We start from the raw sequence: 25608 nt of genomic DNA on the forward strand, positions 1-25608 counted from the left end.
TTGTGTAAAGGATATTAAATACCAAAATATGAAGTATATAAAAGCGATGTATGTTGTGCTAACGTTCTTCTTTACCCAACATATGTACAGTCAAGACGATCAAAAAGAAACAGCTATAAACTATACGATTGCATATTCATCAAAAGAAGCTGGAAATGGTGATATTTATGTTACAAATGAAGAAGGCACGTCGAAAATAAAGATTACGGATCATCCAGAAAATGACGGATATGCGGCTTGGTCTCCAGATGGAAAACATATTGCTGCTTATGCCTATCATGATGGAAGGAAAACTTGGTCCATTCACACGATGAACAACAATGGAACCAACAGAAAACGATTAACGCATGCAAAAAATAAATGGGATAGTGCACCTGCGTGGTCTCCAGATGGAGAAAAAATTGTATTTGGCAGAGCTTATAACGATACAGATGGAGTTTGGCAAGAAGAAATTTGGATTATGAATTCCGATGGTAGCAATCAAACGCAAATAAAATCACTCAATGGAGGAGGAGCGTGCTTTACTCCAGACGGAAGGATTGTTTTTCATTCTAAAACTAATACGAGCGAAATTTGCATATCAAATATAGACGGAAGCAATATCACCAAACTTACCAACAATACTACAGAAGATTGGCATCCAGAAGTTTCTTTAGATGGCGAGCATATCGTTTTTATGTCGAATAGAGATGGAAATCATGAAATTTATACAATGCATATCGATGGCTCTAATCAAAAGCGATTGACGTATAACAACACTCGTGATTCTACACCAACGTGGTCGCCAGATGGTTCTCAAATAATGTATACATCGCAGGACAAAGAAGGAAAGAGTCATATTTACATCATGAATTCCAACGGTTCTTCCGTGAAAAAATTTATAAGTAATGCTGGCGGACAAGCTTGGCTAAAAATATATAAACAATGAAAAACACGTCTTTTATCTTCTTACTAATTACAACCATAATTTTAAGTGCTTGTCATACTAAAAAGCAGTCAAATACTGATGATTCAACAAGTATAGAAAATCCGTATCTAGGTCAAAAACCGCCAGGATTACAACCGAAACTCTTTGCGCCAGATATTGTTTCTACAGGAAAACATTTGGAAATCGAAGGTGTTTTTGCGCCAAATATGAAGGAATTCTACTTTACCAGACAAGTACAAGGAGAAGTGCCAAAAACACATATCATTCAATATAAAAATAAAGAATGGCAAACGATTGCTGAAGAACCACGAACAGGCGAAGTTTCTATTTCTACAGATGGTAATACGATGTATTTAGGAAATGAATATAAGAAACGAACAGAATCTGGATGGTCTGCACAGAAAAGTTTGGGTTCACAATTCAAAAAGTATCCAATCATGCGACTTACGGCATCTAACACAGAGACTTATGTTTTTGACGAACGCGATACAATTGGCACAATTAGGTATTCCCGATTGATCAATGGAAAACATGAAACGCCCAAAGCATTCAGCGAAGTAATCAATACAGGGAAATGGACAGGACATCCTTTTATTGCGCCCGATGAAAGTTATATTATTTGGGACAGTGAACGAGAAGGCGGATATGGCAATTCGGACTTATACATTAGTTTTCGTCAAAAAGATGGTTCATGGGGAAGCGCTATCAATATGGGACCAGAGATCAATACCGAATTTGAAGATGCTTTTGGAAGTGTTACTCCAGACGGAAAATATTTCTTCTATCATACAGTATACATAAGTAGCGAAAGCTTTGCCAAAAGTCACGCCAATATTTTTTGGGTCGATGCACAAGTCATAGAAAACCTAAGATCAAAACAATAAAGCTTTTCCCATTCAAATCTTACATATCATGAGAAAAATGTTCTTTCTATTAGTAGTTTCTATAGGAATCCTATATCTAGAAGCTTGTACAACTACAAAAGAAAATAAAGCAGCCGCGATAGCAAATCCTTATTTAGGGCAAAAACCACCGAGTCTTACGCCTGAACCTTTTGCGCCTGGAATTGTGACTACAAATGCTTGGGAATATGGCGGCACGTTTACACCAGATCTAAAAGAGTTTTATTTCATTAGAGAAGTTAAGGACGAAGTGAACCAGAAAAAAATGGAATTTGTCGTATTCCAATATAATAATAAAGAATGGCAGGAAACCGTTATTTCGCCTAGAGTAGGACAACCTTTTATTTCTCCTGATGGGAATACAATGCATTTAGGCAGAAGGTATAAAGAACGAACCGAAACGGGAGATTGGTCAGCACTAAAAAAGCTAGATTCCTCTTTTCTTGACATACAGATTATGCGACTTACTGCTTCGGCAAAAGGAACCTATGTTTTTGATGAAGTAGGCATGCCTGATGGAGATGGTATCATTCGGTATTCTCGATATATAGATGGAAAACGTGAAAAACCAAAGTCATTTGGTAAAGAAATTAATACGGGAAGAATGAATGCGCATCCTTTTATTGCTCCAGATGAATCGTATTTGATTTGGGATGGACGAAGAGATGGCGGATTTGGAAGCTCCGATATTTATATCAGTTTCCGACAGCAAGATGGTTCGTGGGGAGAAGCTATTAATTTTGGAAATACAATCAATACAGATGGTTGGGAAGCAGGAGCAAGCGTAACTCCAGATGGAAAATATCTTTTTTTCAATAGAAATACAACTCCAAGCAATTATGATAATATAGACATTTTTTGGGTAGATGCTCAAATTATTGAAACGCTAAGACCTAAAGAATAAAAGTAGGTGTGATAAAAAAGGAAACTATACTTATAAAAACATAGTTTCCTTTTTTATAAATATTATTCTGTTTCTGTAGCAAAACTATCAGCCAACGCTGCTTCTTCGTTGATATCATTCTTAGCAGGAACAGCATCTTTCAAAGCCATAAAATTTTCTAACTTTTTCAATTCACTTTCTTCACCTGAAAAATACGGGAATACGTCCATAATTGGAGATTCAGAAACTGCAGGAATCGTATATTCTGCCATCGTATCTTTCATTGCGGTCATTGTATTTTCATAGGCTTCTTTGACATCATTTCCTTGAATTAACAAATACTGATTCGTTTTACGTTCTTTACCGCTTTCTTCGTCAAAAGCAATCATAGATACTTTGCATTTAAACCATCGATCAGAGTTCTCAAACGGATGGATTTCAGCATAATTTGCGACTTTAATATTTGTAATCTTAATCTCTTCGCCTTCTCTCAAATACGCAGCCATTTCTTGTGTAATTCTACTTTCTGCTTCCGTATAAGAAATCGCATCTACTAAAAAAGGTTCTGTTTTTAGTTTATACTCGCCAGTTTCTTCTTCTAACTTTCTATATTTTATCTTGCATTCGTACCAAGTTGCACTCATATCTTTATATTTTTAGGGCATCAAATATAGAATTTCCTTTCAGCTCAAAACCTAAAAAATAAGAATAGATATTCACAATTTTCAGGGAAAAAGTATAGTGGTTTTAGAATGAAGGAGTTATGATGTTTTTTTATGATTTCATGTATAAATGTGGTTTTCCGTAAAATCTTTTCATTCTAAAATTTTAGGTTTGTTTTGAATTGAAAGTTCTTTGAAAATATTGCTTTTAAATGTAGTAATACAGAATTTTCTTTGATTAACTCTCAAAATTTGTTTAATTTACTTAATTATACGAAAGTGAAAAACTGATGAATTTTATAGATTTATTCTCTGGCGCTGGTGGACTCTCTGAGGGATTCATTAAGGCTGGATTTAATCCAATTGCACATGTGGAAATAGATTCTCATGCTTGTAATACTTTAGAAACCAGACTTGTTTACCATAAACTTAAAAATGAAAATAAATTAGATCATTACTATGATTATTTGAATGAAAATGTTGAGCGTGATGTGTTTATTTCAAAATTTGGTGATGAATTTTTATCAGATTCCGTTTTAAATATAGGAATTGGAGGGAAAAACAATAAAATTATCTTTGATAAAATAGATCAATTAGTAGGAAATAGAGAAGTTGATTTAATTATTGGTGGACCACCATGTCAAGCTTATTCCTTAGTTGGAAGGTCTCGAGATGCAAAGGGAATGAAAGATGATCCAAGAAATTTTCTATACAAAGAATATGCTAAGTTTTTAAAACAATATAGACCAAAAGCTTTTGTTTTTGAAAATGTATTGGGTTTAATTACAGCAGATGAAGGTCGTTATTTTAAAAATATGAGAGCCTATTTTAAAAGAATAGGATATCACTTAGATTATGATGTTCAACATTCGAATGATTTTGGAGTTTTACAAAAACGGAAACGTATAATATTAATTGGTTGGCGAAAAGATATTGATTTTAGTTATCCAATTTTTGATAAAATTGAACATCAATTTAAAGTTAATGATATTCTTACAGATTTAAAAAGACTCAAGCCCGGAGAACAAAATAACTTGACTAAGTATAAAACAGATAGTACTGAGTATTTAGAAAAGTTTGAACTTAGAAATGGAGTAGACTTTGTAACACAGCATATTGCAAGACCTCATAATGAAAGAGATTTGGCTATTTATAAAATTGCAATTAAAAAATGGTTGAAATATGAAGAACGTTTGAAATATCCTGATTTGCCTGAGAATTTAAAAACGCACAAAAACCAAAAGTCATTTGTAGATAGATATAAAGTTGTTGACCCAAAAGGATATTCGCATACGATGGTAGCACATATCGCAAAAGATGGACATCATTATATTTATCCAGATATGAAACAAGTACGTTCACTTTCCGTAAGAGAAGCAGCAAGAATACAATCATTTCCAGATGATTTTTTCTTTGAAGGAGGAAGAAGTGCCGCTTTTAGACAAATAGGAAATGCAGTTCCTCCGTTGATGGCTAAAGAGATAGCTAATAAAATAAGAAAAAAATATAATGGCATTTAAAAATATAGAAAATAGGGCTGTTAAAACAATATTGAGTCTTCTGCCAAATGATGAAATTAATGCTCAAAATATAGAATCTGAATTAGACTTTGTTTTGCAACATCCAGATTTCAATGGTCAAATTGATAGGATTAATCTTTTAAAAGAGGTTAATAGGAAATTAAAAACAACTTCTTTTAAAGCAAAGAGCCATATTTTAAGTTTACTTGGAGATGAATTAATTGGAAGTGATAGTTTAGCAATTTTCGAATTGGTTAAAAATTCGTATGATGCAGATGCTGAAAAAGTTAAGATTAGTTTTATAGATTTAAATACAAACAATCAAAAAATCATAATTGAAGATGATGGTCAAGGAATGAATTATGATAAAATTAAAAATATTTGGCTAACTATTGGAACTGATTTTAAAAGAGGTAGAAATAGAAAAGTTAGTGATGTTTTTGAAAGAGTTTCATTTGGTAATAAAGGCGTAGGTAGGTTAGCTGTTCATAAATTGGCAAAAATTGCATCTTTAGAAACACAGTATGTTGGTGAAAAACACTCTCATAAACTAACAATCGATTGGCAAAAGTTAATCGAATCAAAAGATTATATACAAGAATTAGAAGTTGAAATTAATAAAATAAATGGTTCCCTTTTCGAGAAAGGACATGGTACTCGAATAATATTATCAGAATTAACTTCAAAAAGCTGGACAAAAAAATCACTAAAAGATTTAGCAAGAAAAATTGAAAACATTAAAAATCCATTTGCAGAATTCCCTGATTTCGAAGTGTTAATTGAGTGTAATGATTTTCATCAACAATGGATTGATGAAGTGACTTCTGCGGAAGATAATTTAGATGATAGTCTTTATCAATTTGAATTTGAAATAAGCAAACATTTAGACGATAATACTAATAGTTATTTAGATAATGATTTTGCGGTTATTAAATGGTCTTATTTTTTCAACCCACCTGTTCAAACTAAACTACGACCAAATAGAATACCCCAGAATGACTCAAAATTCATCGAAAATAACTTTCATATTGGTAAAATTTTTGAAGAAATTGAAGGTTCAGATACTTATAATAAATATTTGAGAAATAAAGACTTATCAAATATTGGTAAAATTAAGGGTAAATTTTTTGTATATAACCAGAATAGTTCATTGCTAAAAATGAGGTTTGGAGGGCAAATTAATGCCATAAAAAGTTATATAAGAAATAATTGTGGTGTTAAAGTATACAGAGATGACATCAGAGTTTATAATTATGGAGAACCATTTGACGATTGGTTAGGTTTAGACTTAGATAAAATACAAAGAATGGGAGATCATTTTGGAAAAAAAGTTTCTATTGGAGCTGTAGAATTGGATTTAGATGAAAGTATAGATGGTTTAATTGAAAAGACAAATAGAGAAGGTTTTATTGATAATATTTATTATAAAAAATTTAGAGTTTTAATAAGAGAAGTTTTTAGATTTTTTGAAAGTGAAGCTCTAGTTGATAAAGAAAAAATTGATGAGTATATTGATAGTACAAAACCAATTAAAAAAGTTGGATTTGGTGATACAATTAAAGAATTACAATCAAAAATTAAAGAAAAAGATTTAGAAAAAGAATTATCACCTCTTTTAAAACGTGTCGACAAAGACTATACTGAAATGAGAGATATAATGGTTAATTCTGGTATGACAGGACTAAATTTAGGTGTAGCCTTCCATGAGGTTGAAAGAGAAATGAATTATATTAATAATGATTTGAAACAGTCTGATATTGATATTGAAGATGTTAAAATTAGAGTTAATAACCTTATCCAGATACTTGAAAATTTATCTCCAATTTTACGTCAAAATAAGAACAGGCAAACAAGTGCTAAATTTATTGTAGAGAAAGCTAGAAATATTAATAAAAATAGATTTGGATATCATAATGCAATTTTTTCTTCTCCTCTAATTACTGAAGAAAATCCAAATTTTAATTTTAAAGCTCCAACAAGTTTATTGATTAGTGCAATTTCAAACCTAATAGATAATTCAATATACTGGACAACGTCAAAAAGAGATTTAGAAGGAGAAGAATTCAAGCCTGGTATCTTTATTGGTTCAGATTTAAATAGTTTTGATGGTCCTGCGATAATAGTTGCAGATAATGGCAATGGGTTTTCAATTGAGCCAGAGTTTTTAACACAACCATTCAAAACAAAAAGAGAAGGTGGTATGGGACTTGGCTTGTATTTCACAGATTTAGTAATGAATATGATTGGTGGTAAACTAATTTTTCCAGACTCTTTAGACTTAAATATTCCAAAAGTATATGATGGAGCTTGTGTAGCATTAGTCTTTCCTAATAAATAATATATGTTTGATACTAGTAATAAAATTATTATTGTAGATGATGAAGACGATGAATTATCTATCTTATCTAAAGTTTTTTTAGAAAGTGGCATTGGTTGTCGTACAATTCTTTATGAGGGAGGATATTCAGATCCTTTAAAAGGAGTAAGGGTAGCCTTTTTTGATATAAAAATATCTGGAAAATCTTTTGATTTGAATCAAGATACTTTTGATTATAAAGAAGATAGATCTTTAAGTGCTGTATTCAATGACTTAGCCTTTGCTATTCAAGAATGTATTCACTCAGATAATGGTCCATATGCACTTGTATTTTGGTCAAAAAACACAAAGGTTATACCTAACTTTAAGAATTACGTTATGGAAAGGTATCCTGACTTACCTTCTCCAATATTTATTGATTCAATTGATAAAGCTGAATTCATGGGGAAGTCAACAGATGAATTTATAGAAAAATTTGATGCTTTATTTAATGATAAACCAATAAAACTTTTATTTGAGTTTGAGAATAGTTGTAGTAAAGCTTCAATTGAAACAGTAAATGAGATATTCAAAATAATTCCAAAAAAAACATCAGACCTACAAAATGTTTGGGGTGAAAATAATGATTTTGATGAAAACTTTGAAATGATCTTTTCTTCTATTGCAGCTAAATCTTTGGGAGTTGAACATGCAAAAAACAATGTCGATTATGCTATTACTGAAGCCTTATTGCCAATAATGAATTTTAAAATATCTAATGATTCTATTTCTCAAAAAAAATGGGATAATTTTTTAACTTCTATAAAAGATGGTAAAATAAAATATCCAAAAGAATTTAAACAGGGTGTGTTAAATTCAATATTCCATATTGACAACATTTCAGATGTAACAAGTAATATAAGAGGAGCAGTATTTGAATATAATTTTGAAATAAACTACATTCAAAAAATATTAATGAGTCTTTCACCATATTTTTCTATTCTACAAGAAGAAACGAAAAAAAATTACACTAAATTCTTAACGTTTAAAAAGGATACGTCAGATCGATTAAAAGATAAAATTAGAACTAATTCTAAATTTATAGCAATAGAAATATCTGCTTCATGTGATTATTCTCAAAATAAAAAAAGAAATCAAAAATTTTTACTTGGTGTTCTGATACCTAGTTATGCAATTAAAGAAATCAATGATTCTAAAATGGCTGAATTTTTATATTATAAAGATTTTCCTATTTTTAGTATTGATGGAAGTGATGTTAGTTTAATTGTAAATTTTAACTACATTATCAGTGAATTTAAGATTAGTAAATGCCTAAACAAACCATTATTTATATTTAAAAAAGAAATAATGGACATGATTGGTAACAGATATGCAAATCATATTTCACGAATAGGTATAACAAGTTTCTGATTTTTTGTAAAGTAATAATTGCTAATAAGCCTTTTTGTTATAAAAATTATATTTAATTACATTCAACAAAACCACTCAAACCCACTTCGCCCGAATATCCTTATACCTAGTCCGCCCAATAGGAATACGTTTTCCATTTTTTAGCTCGGCTAAATATTTACTGCCAGATTGCACGATAATTTCTTGTACTTCCGACATCTTGACTAAATATGATTTATGAAAACGTTCAAAAGTATGTGATAATAGTTGTGCTAGCTTTTCAAGGGATTTATCGTGCAGTTCTTTGTTTCCATTTCTTAGAAAGAGTTCCGTATATGTGCCAGCTCCTTTGATATACAAGATATCTTCAATAGGAATTAATTGTATTCGCTGCCTTTTTTTAATAGCTAAAAACTTAATCTCATGGGTTTCTATCTTTTCATTTGAAATGCTTCGAAGCAAAGCTTGTTCTAATCTTTCTCTATTAAAAGGTTTCGAAACAAAATCCAACACTCCATATTCAAACGCAGTAATTGCCTGATCTTTATACGCCGAAATCACGATGGTATGAAACGATTTAGAAACTGCAGTCGCTAACAAATCAAAACCATTGTCTCCGTTAAGATTCAAATCTAATAACACAAGGTCTAAAGGATTATTTTCAATAAATAACAATGCTTCATGCAGTGTATTGATATACTTTAACGAGTGTAACGTATCTCCCAAAATATCACGCGTCATGCGTTCAATTCTTTTGGCAATTCTTGATTCATCTTCAACGATTAAAATATGCATCTGCTTAAAAATAGATTTTTATAGTGTTTTTCCAACCGTGACTTACGGGCCTTGAAGTAAACGCCCATTGTTCCTGAAAGCTCTCTGTGAGTCGCGCTTTGATATATTTTATTCCGGTACCATCTTCTTTCGCAGTTATAGCCTGACTTGCGCGCTTTGCAAAGGTTAAAAATGTATAACACGTATACTTGCTATTCTCTTCAAAAATGAGCTTAAATTGAATGCTATTATCGTTTAGCGGCAAACTGTGTGTAATTCCGTTTTCTAATAAAGTATGAAAAATTCCTGGCGGTATTTTTTGCGAACCATCAATGCCTTCATCTTGCCAAGAATACTTAATTTCTTTTCGGTATTCCATAATTTCCAAATGTGTACGACAAAGTGCTATTTCTTGCTCGATTGGGATTAATGTTTTATTTTCTATCTGATTCAAAAGATCAAATTCTTTCGCCAATGCTTCGATAAACAACACGCCTTTCTTGGGAGATTCTTCGATCCAATCGATTAATGAAGTTAAAGTATTCATCAGAAAATGAGGTTGAATATTCTTTTTGAGTAATTCCAATCGTAATCGTGTAGATTGAAGCAAAGAAGTTTCATACGCCAATCGTTGTTCTTTAATTCGTAAGGAAAGCAAATAAAACATTCCCAAAAGAATCAAACAGAAACCTACAAACAAACTTTTGTCAAAAGGAGTAAAAAAACCAATAGACACAGAGAGTAGGAGAGATAGTAGTACAAGACGTGCACCTTTTATTTTCTTATAAACTCCAAACACAACTACTGCAATTGAAAATATCCACATGCTCAAAATCATATTATTAGCTTTCAATTCAAAAACATGTTTGGATAGGAAAAAGTACAACAAAATACCTGCGTAAATCGTTAGTAGTAATTTCCGTTTGGGAAATGGAAATCGTCTAGAAAAATAGTAAGGAATCAAAAACGAAATCCCCAACATCAATGCACCTATAATCTTTAAGCGTATCACATGCAAACTATAATGAATAGCGATATAAACTTTACTGAATTCTGCCAATATCAACGCGAATAAAAGAAAACAACTAATGCTAAATATGAGTGTCGCAAACTCCTTTTTATCACTCACAAAGAGAAATAGAAAATAGAAAGTGGCAATCAAAAATGCACCCGCTAACAAATGCATATAGGAAGCTTCAATAAGTCGCTGCGTTTGTAGCTCATTATACTCATCAATCTTCATTTCTTCAATTCCTATATGATCTGGGAAATGATACAAACTTGAACGCAAAGCTAAAACATGTTCGCCAGCTTCTGTAAGATCTGTGGGAATGCTAAAAGTAGCCCACATTTTACCTTCAGGATCACGAGTTGCTTCTTGTCCAGGATTCCCGTTTTCTCCAATCAAAACGCCGTCCCAAAACACTTCATATTCTCCGTAAAGTTGTAGCATCAAACCATACGGATGTAGTGCTTTTGGAGTTTTTAGAATCTCAATCGTAGTTCTGGACCAAAAAACTTGACCATCAGGAATTGGTTTGATATGCTTTGTCCAGTGTTCAGCATTCAAATCTTTGGCTGCCCATTCTTGTTGATCTCCAAGTTGAAATACAGTTTCATATTGCTTATAAACAGGGTTTTGAGAACAAGAAGTTACAAGTAACATCGTACCTATTAAAAGAATATACGCTAAAGATTTTAAGTTCATTTTTAATGAAGATTACTGACGCAAGATAAACATTATAATTGTTCGCTTAGAGTCGTTCATAAACACATAGAGCAGTTGACATAATTTTGATTCAATACATGAGATAAAAAAACATTCTTTGTATAGTTCATCACAAAAAGTGATGCAAACTATAGAAATATTCTTCAATTATAAATGTATTAAAATGAAAAATAGTATCTCAATTCTATTCATCCTACTTCTTTTTTACTCATGTACGGAAACATCAAATCCTAATACTACAACAGATATAATTAAACAAGTAGAAACTGGCCTCACAACTCGTACACATATACTAGGTGACTCAACATGGTCGATAGAAGAACGTATGAAACATTATGGCATTCCAGGTGCTAGTATTGCCATCATACATAATGGTGAAATTGCATGGGCAAAAGGCTATGGTGTCACGGATAAGGAAAGTCAAACTCCAGTAACAACAGAAACTCTTTTCCAAGCAGCGGCAACGAGTATGCCAGTAACAGCCTATGGTGCATTACGTCTTGTAGAAGAACATAAATTAAACTTAGATAAAAATGTGAACAGTTATTTAAAATCCTGGAAAGTACCGGAAAATGAATTTAACAAAGAAAAGAAAGTTACCATAAAAAATTTGTTGAATCACTCTGCAGGAATACATCCTCGTGGAACTGGACGCTATAAGATCGGAGAAAAGATTCCTACACTTGTAGAAATCTTAAACGGAGATTATCCAGCTGCAAACGAACCAGTTACCATAAACAAAGTGCCTGATGAAAGTGTTCGTTTTGCGTATACTAGTTATGTGCCAATTCAACAATTGATGATTGATGTTGATAAGAAAACATTCCCAGAAATCATGCATGAACTCGTGTTAGAACCTTTGGAAATGAACAATAGTACGTTTGACCAATCGCTTACAGCAGCGCAATTAAAAATGGTAGCAACAGGGTATTTAACAGATGGCTCGATGGCAAATGGTGGAAGAAGTATTTATCCATCAATGGCTTCAAATGGCTTATGGACAACTGCCGAGGACTATGCAAAATTTATAACCAACGTACAGCAAACTCTAAAAGGAAATCATACGAAAGGATTATCGCAAAATTTAACGAAATTAATGGGGACACCTTATGGCGTGAGCAATACTAGTTGGACATTTACATTGGGTTTAGGGTTTCAGCTTTTAAATAAAAACAATGATATTTACCTAAGACATCACGGATGGAATAGAGGTTTTTATGCTGAAATAATGGCGCATAGAGACAAAGGGTATGGTGTGGTAGTGATGACTAATTCTACTTTTCCAGAGTTTAATGCCGAAGTGATGCGTTCGGTTGCACTAGCATATAATTGGGATAATTTTCTTCCAATACATAAAAAAATAGACCTTGAACAATCTACAATCAATAAAATTTCTGGTCGATATATGGAAAGTGGTAGGATTGTAGAAGTTTTTCAAAAGAACAATCAACTTTTCCATAAAAACATCCTTGATCTAGAAGCGGAAGAACTTATCAAAATCTCAGATAGTAGTTTTGTTAGAAGAAACTCTAGTCGAATTATACAATTCAAACCCAACTCTGAAGATGGAAGACTCAACTTGAGTTATATTAATAAAAATGATGGAACAATAATTTCAACTTTTGTGAAGGTGAATACAGATACAAAAGAGCCTGTGGAATTTCCTCTGGAAGGTGATTTTGAAAAAGCACTTGCTGCATATAAAATCAAAAAAGAACAGGACGCTAATTATTTGACAGTTACGGAAGAATATATAAATGACATAGGGTATGATTTTTTCCATGATAATAGAATGAAATTATCAATAGCCACTTTCAAAATAAATATGATACTTTATCCAGATAATTTTAGAGTGTATTATAGTTATGCGGAAGCGTGTGAAAAAAATGGAGACGTTGATCTAGCAATTTTAAACTACACAAAATCACTTGAATTAAACCCTCAAAATAATCGTGCCAAACAGAAACTTAGACAATTACGAGAAAGTAAATAACGAGAGATTGACGTAAGAATTATTAATATAAAACATTCAATATTAACTATTTGTCAGTTCGAGCGCAGTCGAGAACACTAGAAAAATATACATTTCAATTGAATCTCGATAGCTACGCTAGGTATTTTCAATCAAAATATATTTTAATTTCAATAATGCTCGATTTGACATTCTTAATAAAATATTTAAAATCAACTATAAAGAAATAAAGTTATATCGAACTCACGTTAAATAAACATATCAAAAAAAAACAGCATTACATGAAAACTAATAATTCGAAACAAACAAAAAATATGAAATGCACAACAAGTCTACTATTTTTACTATTTCTTCTAGGAATAAATAATAGCTTTTCCCAACAAAAACAGCGTCAAGCACCAGAAGCCACAGCTGTTGAAGCCAAACTATCGTTCAGAGATATTCCTGAACTCAAAGAAGCCTTTATGGATACAACTCCAACCAATAAAAAAGATGGTATTCCTGTAGGAGAATTAGGTGTCGATGGTGATAATAAAGAACTAATTTTAAAGCTAGCACAAGAGATAGCGAATCATAAACACGGGAATTTTGATAGCTTCCTAATTGCTCATAAAGGGAAACTTGTTTTTGAATCGTATTATTCTAAAGGGCGAATCAATTTATCGCACCCGCAAGCCTCAGCAACTAAAGTGTATACGAGTATGGCGCTTGGTCGTGCCATTCAATTGGGATATTTAACTATGGACGATTTGGACAAACCGATTGCCAGTTTTCTCAAAGATTTAGATCCAACAAAATTTGTAAAAGGCGCTGATAAAATTACACTAAATCAAGCATTGACGATGCGTTCTGGTATTCGTATTAGTGAAAAACAACGAGATGCATTCGAAAAAAAACCAAGTCAGTTAAAAGGGCAAAAGGAAGTTCAAACGTATTTTGAACAGACGAAACCTATTACTTCAAATATGCCAAATTTTAAATATCAAAACGATCCTATGTTGGTCATGCAAGTTTTGGATGCTGTCGTGCCTACATCCGCCAAAGAATTTATAAAAAATGAATTGCTAGACAAATTGGGAATCACTAATTATAACTGGGGAACTGACATTAGCGGTTTACCAAGATCAGGAAATCGCACAAGTATGACATCACGTGATATGATTAAGTGGGGAATTCTAGCCAAAAACAAAGGAAAATGGAAGGGTGAACAATTAATTCCAGCTGCTTATATCGACAAAGCCATTCACAGAATTGTCCGCCATAGTGACGATGAAAATTTTATAGATGTTGGTGATATTTCCAATGTAGGTTACGGGTATTTTTGGTGGCAAGCAGACATGAAAGTTGGCAATAAAAAGTATTTCAGTACTTCAGCGCAAGGTGGCAGTGGTCAAACCATCATTCTAATTAATGAGCTTGATCTTATCATAGTAACTACGGTTCATCGATTGGAAATTAGTGTTTTACAACTAGTAGCAGCACGTGTTTTGCCCGCTTTTATAGACTAATATATCCTAACATAAAACTAATTCATGACACTGATAACTAATTTTTGATGTATAAAAAGAGTAATTCTATTAGATTTCTATCTCAGAAACATGCTTTATAAAATGTGGTTAAATTTATTTAGTTTCCAAGATCAGTTCGTTATTTTTTGTATATTGAAATCCCCTCATAAATTGACATTAAGTTTCTTGTCAAAATTTACAACAAATACGTTTTTTTTAAACGATACTGAAAATAAAAAAGCACGGTTATATGCTTTATAAAAACTATTAAATGGCATTTTTTAAAGAAATCAAAGAAAAACTGGAAGACGCAATAATCGACTTAAGGACTGTTGAACACGCAATGATTATTGAAGATGATAATGGTTGTGTATATCGCTTTCAAGAAACTGATGGAGATAGTATATCGTATGTAAGTGACAATCCAATTGATGAAGAACAATTAGCACTTTTTAATGATGCTTTTATGGCTTCTATTGAAGCTAGAAATAGCATTACCAGATTTATAATAGAATGTTTAACATAATCAAAAAAACATGAGTGAAAAAAAAGGATTAGCAAAATTAAAAGAAGACATTAAAGCAATAGTAGAAGATTTAGCTACCCTAGAAGTAGCTTCGTTTACGGGACCTGAAATTGATTTAAATACAGGCGATGCAGACGACGATCAAAAACATAAAAAAGTATTTGAAACCATACGAGGCGCATTGACTACTTCTACGCTTGTAGGATATTCACGATTTGAAATAGAAGGAGATGCAATGAACTATACCAATTCAGATCTTGGAGAAGGGAAGAAATATCTTATAGACGCACATAACAGTATGGTGGAAGGAGCTCAAAAATCAAGAAAAGATTTCTTTGATTTTGTACTAAACGTAATTAACGGATAAGAATACATGCCACAAATCCGTATATATCAATTTCGTCCAACATCAAAACCACCATCCAAAGTTCATAAAATGTATAGCTGGTTCAAAACAGAAGTATCCAATGCTTCTATTGAACCAGTAACTACGTATGAAATTCCTAAAAGTGGCGCTATTGAAGGAAATGAAGCTCAGCTATCCTTGGCAACTAAGTTGTACAAAGGATATATCTATTTAAAAAATGCATTTACATGGTTTAAACAACGATCGTAATGATTGAAGCCTTTAACGTCATAGAAAATACCGAAGTCCGAAAAGAATTTTCTGAAGCTTTTGATAAACTTGATCATATTGAGTTAATTCAACTTTTATCAGATTTAAAATACCTGCCATTTAAGGCTTTTGATGATAATTTTGTAGACGAAAAAGAATTGGCCGACGCCATTGCTCTATTTCGTAAAGAATATCAAAAAGCATTAGCATTGCCTGAAGCTAGTAATATTAATGACATCAGGAAAGCTTCTGAAGCTATTGAATCGGAGTTGTTGACTTCTGAAAAACTTACTAGGAGAGAGCAATTTGTGATTAGGGAAATTGTTGGTTTGGATAACGAATTGATCATTCATAGAGTAGAAATTGATGCGTGTACATTGCTATCAAGAGTTATTTTATACCGATATCGCATTTATGACCTTCATAAAAATATTGTTCCCAATCAACGCGTCACGGATGCAGTTATTAATAAATTACAAGCATCTGCCGCAGAAATTGGATTCACACAAGGCTGGCTGGCACTTGGAAATCTCTTGGCTGACCAAGAAGCCTTATCGGTATTCTGTTTAGAATCTGAAGTATTGTCTAAACATATTTTCGGTCACTGTATTTTTATAGAATTATTATCTGAAGAGGGAAAAAAGCTGATCCAGAAATTGGATCCGGATATTGACTCAAAAGGGCTTTTTGCGCGTAATATAGACTCAAAAGAAGCAAGGACGCATATTCGTGATCTTGCTGATCACAAAAATAGCGACGCAAAAATTGCACAAGTTCATGTACATATTGAACAAATTCCTAATAAATTTATGCGAAGAGTGCTTCAAGTAAAACTCTGGACAGTAGGACTATATCAGCAGAAATTGGACCACGATTTTGGTCCGTTATCAACAGAAGCATTGGTAGAATACATACAAACAATTACGGATAACAAAAGAGAGTTAGGTCGTATTCTTTTCAATTTAGGAGATTATCAATGTGCTATCAATATTCATCGGCTATTAACAGAACATTTCATTCCTGTAGAACAATCTTCAATTCATGAAAGTCACTCTTCAGTCTCTCAAATTTACGATTTTGTACTTGAAGATAAAAAACCGCATATCAGGATCGCAAAACAAAAACAAAAAAGACAAATAGAACAAGAAAGTCAGAAGCTTAAAAAAATATTAGAAGTTGATTTACGAGCCGAATCTGATACTATAAATAAAGGAACTCGAATCAATATACGCCAATACAAAGCAAAAAAAGGGATTTTAAAATTTTTCTCCAGGCTATTCCGCTTTATAAAAAATGTAGTTAAAAAAATACTAGAGCTCTTCAAAAAGCTATTTAATGTCATTAAAAAATCGATTAAAATCATTTATTCAGAAATCAAAGAAGCCTTTCAAAACTTCCGTTATGGTATAAAATTTTTATTTGGCAAGCGTATCATCAATCCAACTACTGCCATTACTACAGATTACGACTTTGATTTTGATGGTATCACAAGAATTCACACAAAACCAACTACTGAAGAACTTCAAACACATACAACGGAGATCAAAAAATATGCTTCAGCGTTATATCCAACCTTAAATTTTGTTCGTATCGTAATCACTTGGGGCATACGCTTTGCAACAGGTCCAATTGGTTGGGTAAAAATACTTGTTGGCATCGCAAAGCTATTTAGGGAAATGTTAAACAAGGAAGTAAAAATACGGCTTGCTTGATGGTTAATGTCATAAAACCATTTTTCGAATCACAATTCAAGTAGTAAAAGCGATATTTCAACAAAACGGGCTATTTCCTATGAAAAAATACCTCAATATTTGTGGTGTATATAAACAATCACATCATGAAAAAAACAGTATTTATTTTAAGTCTATTGGTATGCTTTCAAATAGCAGCACAAACCAAGCTCAGTGTTACGCAATGGCAAGAAGATCTTCGTTTTTTACAAAAAACAATACATAAAGACTATTCGTTTCTTTTTATAAAAACAACCAAAGAAAACTTTGACACTGAAGTAGAAACACTCTATAACGACATTCCAAACTTACAAGAACATGAAATCCGAGTGGGATTACAACGTATTGTATCTCAATTTAAATATGGACATACACAAATTCCGCATAGTACAACGGCAAAGAGCGGAATTTTACCTATTAATTTGTATCAGTTTCCAGATGGAATTTATGTTGAAGGTGTTCAAAAAGATTATAAAAAAGCATTAGGAGCAAAAGTTCTAAAAATAGGAGAGACGTCTATTGAAAAAGCGATAGAGTTGATTTACCCAGTCGTTCCTGTAGAAAATGAACAATATTTTAAAGCCTTTGGTTTACGTTTTTTAGCATCGCCAGAAGTATTACATGCACAAGGTGTAATTCCAGAACTTTCAGAAACCGTTACGCTTACGCTAGAAAAAGATGGAAAAGTATTTGAGCATGTATTTAAAACCATTGATTTAAAAGAAAAGCCAAAAGTGTTTAATTTTACTATGCCGACAGAAGAATGGTTGACGGTACGCAATACAGAAAAGACGCCTTTGTATTTAAAACATTTTAATGATAAGTTGTATTATTTTGAATATTTAGAAGACAAAAAAGTACTTTATGTTCGACAAAGTTCTGTGTTTAATGACGCCAATGAAACCTTAAAGCAATTTTACAAGCGACTGTTTGAATTTATAGATACACATGCTGTAGAAAAATTAGTCTATGATGTCCGTTTGAATGGTGGCGGAAATAATTACAACAATCTTCCATTAATAAAAGGAATCATGGCAAGACCAAACATTAACAAAAAAGGAAGTTTTTACTTTATCATTGGTCGTGAAACCTTTTCTGCCTGTCAAAATTTGACTAATGAAATTACAAGATACACAGAAGCTATTTTGGTAGGTGAGCCGACTTCTGAAAACATCAATTTTTATGGAGATGCGCGAGCCGTAAGCTTGCCAAACAGCAAAATCAATGCATACTTATCATATATATGGTGGCAAGACATGCCTGCTCTAGAAAATGCCGATTGGACAGCGCCAAGCATTCCTGTGACAATGACTTTTGATGAATATGTAAATAATAAAGATACTGTGTTAGAAGCGGCATTAGCGTTCAATGCAGAAGGTTTTAAGCCAAATCCGATACAATATATTGTTGAATTATATACCACTGGACAGACACAAAAAATGGCAACAGAAATTCCTAAAATGGTACAAGATCCACGCTATGCTTTTTGCGATTTTGAAACAGAACTCAACAAACTAGGAAACATTTTATTGCAAACAGGTCGTAAAGAACAAATTCACGCTTCAGTTCAAGTATTTTCTATGATTTCACAGTTATTTCCGAATTCAGCAATGACCTATAAAAATTTAGGAGAAGCATATTTGAAACTAGGAGATTCTCAAAAAGCCAAAGAATTGTTTCATAAGACTATCACATTGGATGCAGATGGTGATATAGGGAGAAGTGCTAAAGAAATGCTTTTAAATATTAAGAAATAACACCTAATTCTATCCATAACAAAAAACCAGCGAAGTTAGCTTCACTGGTTTGATGTAATTTATTTAAAACTCATAAACCTAGTTTCGGGCGGATCAATTGTTTCTAGTGACATTCTTTATTTTTTTAAATCCATAACTAACAATATCATATAAATAATTAGATTATTTACTTATTTTTAGCAGATGAATATACTTGCCAAATCTACTAGATATATACTTATTCTTATAAGTTGTTTTGTTTTTAATTTGTCAAACGCGCAACAAAGCAGTAAAGAATTAGTATCAAAGATAAAAGCCTATAAAGTTGTAGATACCTTATCAACACCAGAAAAAATGGACTTTTATAATCGTAAAATCAAAGAAGGTAGAGCAACGAACAATTATGAGTTGTGTGCATATACCTATTTCGTTAAAGGTTTTCTTCTGTATCGATTAAAAATAGAGGTTGATACAACCAAACTTTGTTATGAAAAAGCATTGCTGTTTGCAAAAAAAAGTAATGAAGATATGTTGTTAAGTATTTTATATGCTCGATATGCGGCATTTTTAGCCATACAGGAAGAAAATACAAAAGCGTTGGTATTTAGTGATTCTGCCGTCATAGCTTCAAAAAAAGTGAAGTATGACTATGCTACATTTGAGGGTTATTTTACAAAATCTCGTGCAAATATTGCTTTAGGTAATTACGATCGTGCACTACAAAATATTTTTAATGCACAAGAATTTGCTGTAAGACCAACAGATTCTATCGCTGCAATAAAACGACTAGCTGCGGTATATTCTTATAATGGTAACTATGAAAAATCAGCAATACATTATAAGCAGAGTATTGATTTTCAGCTGCTCCAAAAAACAAAACGAGATTCTTCATTTGCATTACAATCGATGGGAAATTTATCTGACTTATATGATCAGATGAATTTGCAGTCTAAACGAAAACAACAACTCGATAAAAATTTAAAATTTTCAGAATACGTGCCACATGAAAAATACATGAAAGCGAATATTTTGAAACAACTAGCAGATTATCATATAGAGGTATCTAAAGACTTAGATAGTAGCGCTTACTATTTAGCCATTATTGATAAAGAATTACCAGAAATAAATGAACTCGGTTTTTTAGCGAATGTAAACGAAACAAGAGGCGCTCTTTCTTTTAAAAAAGGAGCCTATCAAAAGGCGAATGCTTTTTATAAAGAGACATACGACTTTTATAAAAAAGCAAACCATTTACAAAAGATTAGAGACATCTCTTTTATCTTATCAACTTCTTTAGAGAAAGCGAATAACCCAGAAGAAGCTTTGTATTATTATAAAGAGTTTCACAAAGCTAACGACAGTATCAACGATAAAGATAAGATTGAAAAGTTTAAGGAAATCGAATTAAATAATCAATACGAAAAAGAAAAATTTGAAACTGAACTTGCACATCAAAAAGATATAGCTGAAGAAAAAGAAGCGCGAAATTGGTTGATTTTTGGGCTGTTTGGAATCATAGCTATTTCAGGGTTCTTGATCTTCTCTTACGCAAGAAAAAAGAAACAAGCCAAAAAACTTGAAGAAAAAAACAAAATTATCAACCAGCAACTTGATGAAAAGCAATTACTATTAAAAGAAATACATCATAGAGTAAAAAATAATTTTCAAATAATTGCCAGTTTATTAGAATTACAGAGCAAAGGTATTGAAGATGAAAAAGCCTTAGAATTGGCGAAAGAAGGGAAAAACAGAGTAAAATCTATGGCGTTAATACACCAGCGTTTGTATCAAAATGAAGACTTATTAATAGAATTAGACGATTATATACGAATGCTAGTTGAAGATATCTCAAAAACCTATGGCAAAGATGCAACTACCAAAGTAACGTATAACGTACCTAATTATAAGTTTGATATAGATACAGCTATTCCTTTAGGATTAATTATAAATGAATTGATAACGAATGCTTATAAGTATGGTTTTGCAAGCAACGAGCAGTTATTAAATGTTTCCATAAATAAAGTAAATAAGGAAGAGTATGTGTTGGAAGTAAAAGATAATGGAGTAGGTTTACCGGAAGGATTTAATTTCGAAAAGGCAAAAAGCTTAGGATTACGTCTCGTAAGACAATTATCAAAACAATTGCATGGAAAAACGATGTATTCTAACGAAAACGGTTGTTCATTTAAAATTAGTTTTAAAGATACAGAAGCTCGAATGTTAGTGGAGTAAAGAGAGACGAGTACACAAATTAGGATTCGAAGCAACGATTAAAACAATAAAGCTTTTATTACATAAATAATTTACTACAAACACAGATAGTTGCAAAATATGTTTATCGACTTGCAACTATCTGTTCATGTATATTGCGCATCCTTAGGAACCACTTTTGTATAAAATAAGCGTATCTATCTGCATTCCATATGCATATACACAGCTATCGATAATTGTACCACCATCGCTTTCAATCTGTTGCACACTTTGCTCAAAATTTGTAGTAACCAGTACTTCGTAAGTACCAGAATCGTCACTCGTAGGAGCAAGTCCGACCATGGCTAATACAACTCCTGTTGAAGAATAACTCCAATTAATCAATACAGGTACTAAGTTATCGTCGTCTTGTTCAGTACGAATCAAACTATTAAGTGTGTTGCAAACATCGCTGGTGTTTGTATCAATAGCAACAGCGACTTCATATTCAGTTTTAGTAGATGAAGAGTCTGAATTATCATTTCCTTCTTTATAGGTTACAGCTGCGTTCCAAATCGTTCCAGAAATATCTGCACAAATAGCCACATGCAGTAGTTCATCAATAACAATATTATCAAGTTGAGTATTCATAATTCCTTGAATACTTTGGGCATCAGTTCTGTTGTCTCCTGTGGACTCCATAGCGTAACTGCTTAAATTTTGACTTGCTGTTGTTTCAGAATTTGTAGACATAATATGTTGGTTTTAAAAGTTAAGTGTATTCTTTTGTGTTGAAAATCAATTTATTACTCAAAAGAATACTTTGATTAACCCAAAATTATGATGGCAGTTTTATATCTACAATACCCAGAAATACGTGTTCTGTACAATTTATACGTAGGAAACTTTTGAATGTATATACTTCTTGTCGTTGTCGATATTCTCAAACTATTAACGATCTTTTAATAATACCAAATGATTATAATACCTACTTTTAGAAGATAAATTTTGATTTTAAATTGCCACTATGAAATCTCTGAAAACAAACATCACATCTTTACTGTTAGTACTACCAATAATCTTGTCATACGCTCAAGGTGAGATGAAATCAGTTGAAGGCTATTCACCAAAAATTGGTTTAATGGTCTACATGTTGGAAGATTTAAAAGATAGAATTACGGAACAAGTTAAAGACTTAGATAAATCACAAACGGATTTCTTGTATGATGCTAATGCCAATAGTATAGGATCATTGATTATGCATTTAGTCTCCACAGAATCATATTATCAGACCATGACATTGGAAGGTAGAGAATGGACAAAAGATGAGCTAAAGAAATTTGGTATTGCAGGTGAAATTAATGAGAAAGTAAAAAGAATACTCAAAGGTAAGCCGATTGTGTTTTATTTAGATTTATGGGATGAAGTCCGTAAAAAAACCTTGAAACTCCTCAAAACCAAAGATGATGCTTGGTTTGCTTCAAATATAGAAGAAGGACTCAACTACCATTATATTTGGTATCATGTCATGGAACATTCAGCAAATCACATGGGACAAATTGCAACCATAAAGAATCGATTGCCTAAATAATTACGCGCATTTCCTAAAAAAAAAATCTCGCAGTATTTTCTTCGAATACATGATTTTCATTGAATCGCAAAAGGTGTAGCTTTTTTTGATGCGATCAAATGATGGCAAATTATTCACCTCCTAGTGTATTTCTAAAAAGAATCTTCAATACAGGAATTGAAAATAATTTCTACAAAAACAACAACGATATTTTGTGAAGTCAAATACCTATAAAAATACGCATTATAGGTGCTATTTTATTACGGGATAACAGTAGAAAGTTACTTGTTAATTTTTCTTACAATTCTGGTATTATCTATAGCTTAGCCTTGCCAACTAATAGATCTTCACACTTACATTAACAGTGTTGCCAACACAATTTTTAACCGAAAAATAATTTACCATGAAAAAAAAACACTTTATTTATTTTTTACTTTTTTTAAGCGCCCAATTTGTGTATTCACAAGTGGAATCAAGCTATTATCCTGAAGGAAATGCGAGATCACTTTCACAAAAAATTGATAAAAATTACAAGGCCGAGAAATTAATCACAATGCCTGCTTTCAATGTAAAAGCATTAATTGAAGAAGACAAAAAGAATGCAGAATCAGTTGATCCCAAACCATATCGATTTGGAAAGGCTTTTGATACTGACATCAATATAGATGTAGCGTCAGAAGGAGAAGAAACAAAAGAAGGTAGAATTTGGTCTACCGAATTTCATTCCAAAGGTGCAATTTCTATGAACTTTGTGCTCTCAAATCTGCAATTGACAGATGGAGCAGAACTCTATCTATACAACGATACTGGAACTATGATTTATGGTCCTGTAACCAGTGAACAAAACAAAACAAAAGGAGTTTTCCTAACAGATGTAATCTTTGGTGATCATGTTACTATGTATGTCAAAGAACCTTCTGATTCAGAGCGTAGTTCTAAATTTACCATTAAACGTGTCGTACATGGATATCGAGGTCCTGATATTCAAAAAGCATGGGGAACACCAGGAGCATCTGAATTCTGTAATAATGACTTGGCGTGTTTCAGCGCATGGATCAATGCAGGGAATTCTGTAGCATTAATTCTCCTGACAAGTGGGACTGAGTGGTGTAGTGGATGCCTTGTAAATAGTACAGATAATAGTTTAAGGCCTTATTTTCTTTCTGCATTTCACTGCGCAGATACCAATTTTAACGGAACCTTAAGTACAACTGAAAAGAACAATGCTGGAGATTGGTTGTTTAAATTTGGTTATAGAAGAACGGGTTGCTCTACGAGTAATGGCATCTTTAATTTTATAATGAGTAACGGTGCTACATTTAGAGCAGGTTGGAATACAACGGATTTCTTATTGTTGGAACTTGATAGGCTTGCATATAATGGATCGCATACCTATGCTGGTTGGGACAGAGGAGCGAATGCACCTTCAAGTGGTGCCGGGATACATCACCCTGCAGGAGACATCAAAAAAATCTCTATCGAAATTAACACCTTTCAAACTTCAAGTTGGAACGGAACCAATAGCAATTGGTTGGTTAATTTTGACGATGGTGTTGTACAACATGTTTCTTCTGGTAGCCCACTTTTCAATCAAAATCAACGTGTAGTGGGACAATTACAAGGAAATCAAAATTACAATCCTTCTCTTTCGTATTGTAGGCAAACTAGAGGAGAATATGGAAAATTTAATCTCTCATGGACTGGAGGCGGTACAAATTCTACTCGTTTGAGCAATTGGCTGGATCCTTGCGGTACAGGAGCACAAACTACGAATGCTATTACCAATCCGTATATGAGCAATCCTGGTACAATTGGTTGTACAGAAAGACCCGTTACAATTTATGATCTTCCTGCAGGTGCAACACTTAGTTGGAGTAGTAGCAGTAATTTAACACGCACAACTTCACAAGGCGTGAATCCGGCAAAATTCAAAGCTAGAGGATCAGGAAGTGCCTGGATACGTGCAGTTGTTACAACGTCTACTAGTTGTGCAAGTTCATATACCATACAAAGAACAGTAACTGCAAATGGAGGAAATAGCAGCATATCTCTGTCTGCCTATAATGGCAATGGCTGGTTGAGTGCAAATGCTTCTGGTGCATCTGGACCTTACACGTGGATCATTTACGGAAATGGTGGTTCAAATCAGGTAACTACTACTTCTCCGAATCTTACCTATAACATAGGCTGTGGTGGCGGTTTCCTTCAAGTACAGGGAACAAACTCTTGTGGCAATTCAATTTATGGCTCTCAGTCCATTCCAGGTTGTTCAGGTGGTGGCATTGGATTTTACAGGATGGAAGTATATCCAAATCCAACATCAGATAAATTAAACTTAGTGCAAATCAGTTCTTCTGAAAATTCAAAAATCGGAGACAATACGTCAATACAACTTGAGAGTGCCATATTGTATGATTTTGCAGGAACCGCAGTAAAATCTATAAGAATTAACAAGACATCTGATAGAATTCAACTAGATGTCAGTGATCTCAAAGCGGGTCATTACTTCTTAAAAATTAGGGGAAAAGAAATTGATGAAACCCACAAAATAATCATTAACTAAAATATTCAATCATTGAAGGAGGCTAAAAAGTCTCCTTCTTTGTTTATTTGATGGTCACGATTTCTATTGGCATTCTCAATAAGCTCATTTTGA

The 25608-nt window shown here is 32.6% G+C and carries 20 protein-coding genes; 16 read left to right on the forward strand and 4 right to left on the reverse strand.

Going from position 1 to position 25608, the window contains the following annotated elements; genetic code table 11:
• Positions 1-28 precede the first annotated feature (28 nt).
• The 3 genes from Q0845_RS18075 to Q0845_RS18085 are packed head-to-tail and all read left to right on the forward strand — an operon-like array spanning position 29 to position 2734.
• Positions 29-928 carry a DUF5050 domain-containing protein gene (locus Q0845_RS18075; RefSeq protein WP_298516216.1) on the forward strand — a complete coding sequence of 300 codons (900 nt, stop codon included), beginning with the start codon at positions 29-31 and terminating at the stop codon, positions 926-928.
• Entirely contained in the window at positions 925-1812 is an 888-nt protein-coding gene (locus Q0845_RS18080) for a hypothetical protein (RefSeq protein ID WP_298516218.1), read from the forward strand. Before Q0845_RS18075 ends, Q0845_RS18080 begins: the two co-directional genes overlap by 4 nt.
• Positions 1813-1840: 28 nt before the next feature.
• Positions 1841-2734, forward strand: coding sequence for a hypothetical protein (locus tag Q0845_RS18085; protein WP_298516220.1), 894 nt, complete (start codon positions 1841-1843; stop codon positions 2732-2734).
• A gap of 62 nt (positions 2735-2796) precedes the next feature.
• Here Q0845_RS18085 and Q0845_RS18090 read toward each other — a convergent pair whose 3' ends face one another.
• Positions 2797-3357 (reverse strand): DUF4494 domain-containing protein, encoded by a 561-nt coding sequence (locus Q0845_RS18090; RefSeq protein ID WP_298516222.1) that lies wholly within the window; start codon positions 3355-3357, stop codon positions 2797-2799.
• A gap of 308 nt (positions 3358-3665) precedes the next feature.
• Here Q0845_RS18090 and Q0845_RS18095 point away from each other — a divergent pair, with 308 nt between their 5' ends.
• From Q0845_RS18095 to Q0845_RS18105, 3 genes are read left to right on the forward strand one after another with little or no spacing between them, the layout of a single operon-like run.
• Positions 3666-4895: a DNA cytosine methyltransferase gene (locus Q0845_RS18095; RefSeq protein ID WP_298516224.1), complete on the forward strand. Its 1230-nt coding sequence runs from the start codon at positions 3666-3668 to the stop codon at positions 4893-4895.
• Positions 4885-7233 carry an ATP-binding protein gene (locus tag Q0845_RS18100; protein ID WP_298516226.1) on the forward strand — a complete coding sequence of 783 codons (2349 nt, stop codon included), beginning with the start codon at positions 4885-4887 and terminating at the stop codon, positions 7231-7233. Before Q0845_RS18095 ends, Q0845_RS18100 begins: the two co-directional genes overlap by 11 nt.
• A 3-nt stretch (positions 7234-7236) precedes the next feature.
• Positions 7237-8622, forward strand: a complete 1386-nt coding sequence (locus Q0845_RS18105) for a hypothetical protein (RefSeq protein WP_298516228.1) — start codon at positions 7237-7239, stop codon at positions 8620-8622.
• 75 nt (positions 8623-8697) lie between these two features.
• Here the strand turns inward: Q0845_RS18105 and Q0845_RS18110 are convergent, their stop codons facing one another.
• Positions 8698-9396: a LytTR family DNA-binding domain-containing protein gene (locus Q0845_RS18110; protein ID WP_298516230.1), complete on the reverse strand. Its 699-nt coding sequence runs from the start codon at positions 9394-9396 to the stop codon at positions 8698-8700.
• Between the two features lie 4 nt (positions 9397-9400).
• On the reverse strand, positions 9401-11083 hold the full coding sequence (locus Q0845_RS18115) for a histidine kinase (RefSeq protein WP_298516232.1): 1683 nt from the start codon (positions 11081-11083) through the stop codon (positions 9401-9403).
• A gap of 184 nt (positions 11084-11267) precedes the next feature.
• Here Q0845_RS18115 and Q0845_RS18120 point away from each other — a divergent pair, with 184 nt between their 5' ends.
• The 8 genes from Q0845_RS18120 (at position 11268) to Q0845_RS18155 (ending at position 21424) form a co-directional block, all read left to right on the forward strand.
• On the forward strand, positions 11268-13097 hold the full coding sequence (locus tag Q0845_RS18120) for a serine hydrolase (RefSeq protein ID WP_298516234.1): 1830 nt from the start codon (positions 11268-11270) through the stop codon (positions 13095-13097).
• Positions 13098-13357: 260 nt separating this feature from the next.
• Positions 13358-14584, forward strand: coding sequence for a serine hydrolase (locus Q0845_RS18125; RefSeq protein WP_298516236.1), 1227 nt, complete (start codon positions 13358-13360; stop codon positions 14582-14584).
• Between the two features lie 271 nt (positions 14585-14855).
• Positions 14856-15110 (forward strand): hypothetical protein, encoded by a 255-nt coding sequence (locus tag Q0845_RS18130; protein ID WP_298516238.1) that lies wholly within the window; start codon positions 14856-14858, stop codon positions 15108-15110.
• A gap of 10 nt (positions 15111-15120) precedes the next feature.
• A complete protein-coding gene (locus Q0845_RS18135) occupies positions 15121-15477 on the forward strand; it encodes a hypothetical protein (protein ID WP_298516240.1) in 357 nt (118 codons plus the stop codon).
• A 6-nt stretch (positions 15478-15483) separates the two neighbouring features.
• Complete coding sequence (locus tag Q0845_RS18140; RefSeq protein ID WP_298516242.1) at positions 15484-15726, forward strand: hypothetical protein; 243 nt, start codon at positions 15484-15486, stop codon at positions 15724-15726.
• Positions 15726-17438: a hypothetical protein gene (locus Q0845_RS18145; protein WP_298516244.1), complete on the forward strand. Its 1713-nt coding sequence runs from the start codon at positions 15726-15728 to the stop codon at positions 17436-17438. The genes Q0845_RS18140 and Q0845_RS18145 overlap by 1 nt, the downstream gene beginning before the upstream one ends.
• A 125-nt stretch (positions 17439-17563) precedes the next feature.
• On the forward strand, positions 17564-19213 hold the full coding sequence (locus Q0845_RS18150; protein WP_298516246.1) for a tetratricopeptide repeat protein: 1650 nt from the start codon (positions 17564-17566) through the stop codon (positions 19211-19213).
• 333 nt (positions 19214-19546) lie between these two features.
• On the forward strand, positions 19547-21424 hold the full coding sequence (locus Q0845_RS18155; RefSeq protein WP_298516248.1) for a sensor histidine kinase: 1878 nt from the start codon (positions 19547-19549) through the stop codon (positions 21422-21424).
• A gap of 144 nt (positions 21425-21568) precedes the next feature.
• Here Q0845_RS18155 and Q0845_RS18160 read toward each other — a convergent pair whose 3' ends face one another.
• Positions 21569-22135, reverse strand: coding sequence for a hypothetical protein (locus Q0845_RS18160; RefSeq protein ID WP_298516250.1), 567 nt, complete (start codon positions 22133-22135; stop codon positions 21569-21571).
• A 349-nt stretch (positions 22136-22484) separates the two neighbouring features.
• Here Q0845_RS18160 and Q0845_RS18165 point away from each other — a divergent pair, with 349 nt between their 5' ends.
• Both Q0845_RS18165 and Q0845_RS18170 read left to right on the forward strand, forming a co-directional pair.
• The gene (locus Q0845_RS18165; RefSeq protein ID WP_298516252.1) at positions 22485-22973 is read left to right on the forward strand and encodes a DUF664 domain-containing protein; all 489 of its coding nucleotides are present in this window, start codon (positions 22485-22487) and stop codon (positions 22971-22973) included.
• Positions 22974-23355: 382 nt separating this feature from the next.
• Positions 23356-25515 (forward strand): T9SS type A sorting domain-containing protein, encoded by a 2160-nt coding sequence (locus Q0845_RS18170; protein ID WP_298516254.1) that lies wholly within the window; start codon positions 23356-23358, stop codon positions 25513-25515.
• Positions 25516-25608 lie beyond the last annotated feature (93 nt).

It is taken from the genome of uncultured Kordia sp., assembly GCF_947489565.1.
In the GTDB taxonomy this organism is placed as follows: domain Bacteria; phylum Bacteroidota; class Bacteroidia; order Flavobacteriales; family Flavobacteriaceae; genus Kordia.

What these genes read in the sequence shown, in the direction of transcription:
- Q0845_RS18075 (WP_298516216.1), top strand. Translation starts at nt 29, where the DNA reads ATGAAGTATATAAAAGCGATGTATGTTGTGCTAACGTTCTTCTTTACC.
- Q0845_RS18080 (WP_298516218.1), top strand. Translation starts at nt 925, where the DNA reads ATGAAAAACACGTCTTTTATCTTCTTACTAATTACAACCATAATTTTA.
- Q0845_RS18085 (WP_298516220.1), top strand. Translation starts at nt 1,841, where the DNA reads ATGAGAAAAATGTTCTTTCTATTAGTAGTTTCTATAGGAATCCTATAT.
- Q0845_RS18090 (WP_298516222.1), bottom strand. Translation starts at nt 3,357, where the DNA reads ATGAGTGCAACTTGGTACGAATGCAAGATAAAATATAGAAAGTTAGAA.
- Q0845_RS18095 (WP_298516224.1), top strand. Translation starts at nt 3,666, where the DNA reads ATGAATTTTATAGATTTATTCTCTGGCGCTGGTGGACTCTCTGAGGGA.
- Q0845_RS18100 (WP_298516226.1), top strand. Translation starts at nt 4,885, where the DNA reads ATGGCATTTAAAAATATAGAAAATAGGGCTGTTAAAACAATATTGAGT.
- Q0845_RS18105 (WP_298516228.1), top strand. Translation starts at nt 7,237, where the DNA reads ATGTTTGATACTAGTAATAAAATTATTATTGTAGATGATGAAGACGAT.
- Q0845_RS18110 (WP_298516230.1), bottom strand. Translation starts at nt 9,396, where the DNA reads ATGCATATTTTAATCGTTGAAGATGAATCAAGAATTGCCAAAAGAATT.
- Q0845_RS18115 (WP_298516232.1), bottom strand. Translation starts at nt 11,083, where the DNA reads ATGAACTTAAAATCTTTAGCGTATATTCTTTTAATAGGTACGATGTTA.
- Q0845_RS18120 (WP_298516234.1), top strand. Translation starts at nt 11,268, where the DNA reads ATGAAAAATAGTATCTCAATTCTATTCATCCTACTTCTTTTTTACTCA.
- Q0845_RS18125 (WP_298516236.1), top strand. Translation starts at nt 13,358, where the DNA reads ATGAAAACTAATAATTCGAAACAAACAAAAAATATGAAATGCACAACA.
- Q0845_RS18130 (WP_298516238.1), top strand. Translation starts at nt 14,856, where the DNA reads ATGGCATTTTTTAAAGAAATCAAAGAAAAACTGGAAGACGCAATAATC.
- Q0845_RS18135 (WP_298516240.1), top strand. Translation starts at nt 15,121, where the DNA reads ATGAGTGAAAAAAAAGGATTAGCAAAATTAAAAGAAGACATTAAAGCA.
- Q0845_RS18140 (WP_298516242.1), top strand. Translation starts at nt 15,484, where the DNA reads ATGCCACAAATCCGTATATATCAATTTCGTCCAACATCAAAACCACCA.
- Q0845_RS18145 (WP_298516244.1), top strand. Translation starts at nt 15,726, where the DNA reads ATGATTGAAGCCTTTAACGTCATAGAAAATACCGAAGTCCGAAAAGAA.
- Q0845_RS18150 (WP_298516246.1), top strand. Translation starts at nt 17,564, where the DNA reads ATGAAAAAAACAGTATTTATTTTAAGTCTATTGGTATGCTTTCAAATA.
- Q0845_RS18155 (WP_298516248.1), top strand. Translation starts at nt 19,547, where the DNA reads ATGGACTTTTATAATCGTAAAATCAAAGAAGGTAGAGCAACGAACAAT.
- Q0845_RS18160 (WP_298516250.1), bottom strand. Translation starts at nt 22,135, where the DNA reads ATGTCTACAAATTCTGAAACAACAGCAAGTCAAAATTTAAGCAGTTAC.
- Q0845_RS18165 (WP_298516252.1), top strand. Translation starts at nt 22,485, where the DNA reads ATGAAATCAGTTGAAGGCTATTCACCAAAAATTGGTTTAATGGTCTAC.
- Q0845_RS18170 (WP_298516254.1), top strand. Translation starts at nt 23,356, where the DNA reads ATGAAAAAAAAACACTTTATTTATTTTTTACTTTTTTTAAGCGCCCAA.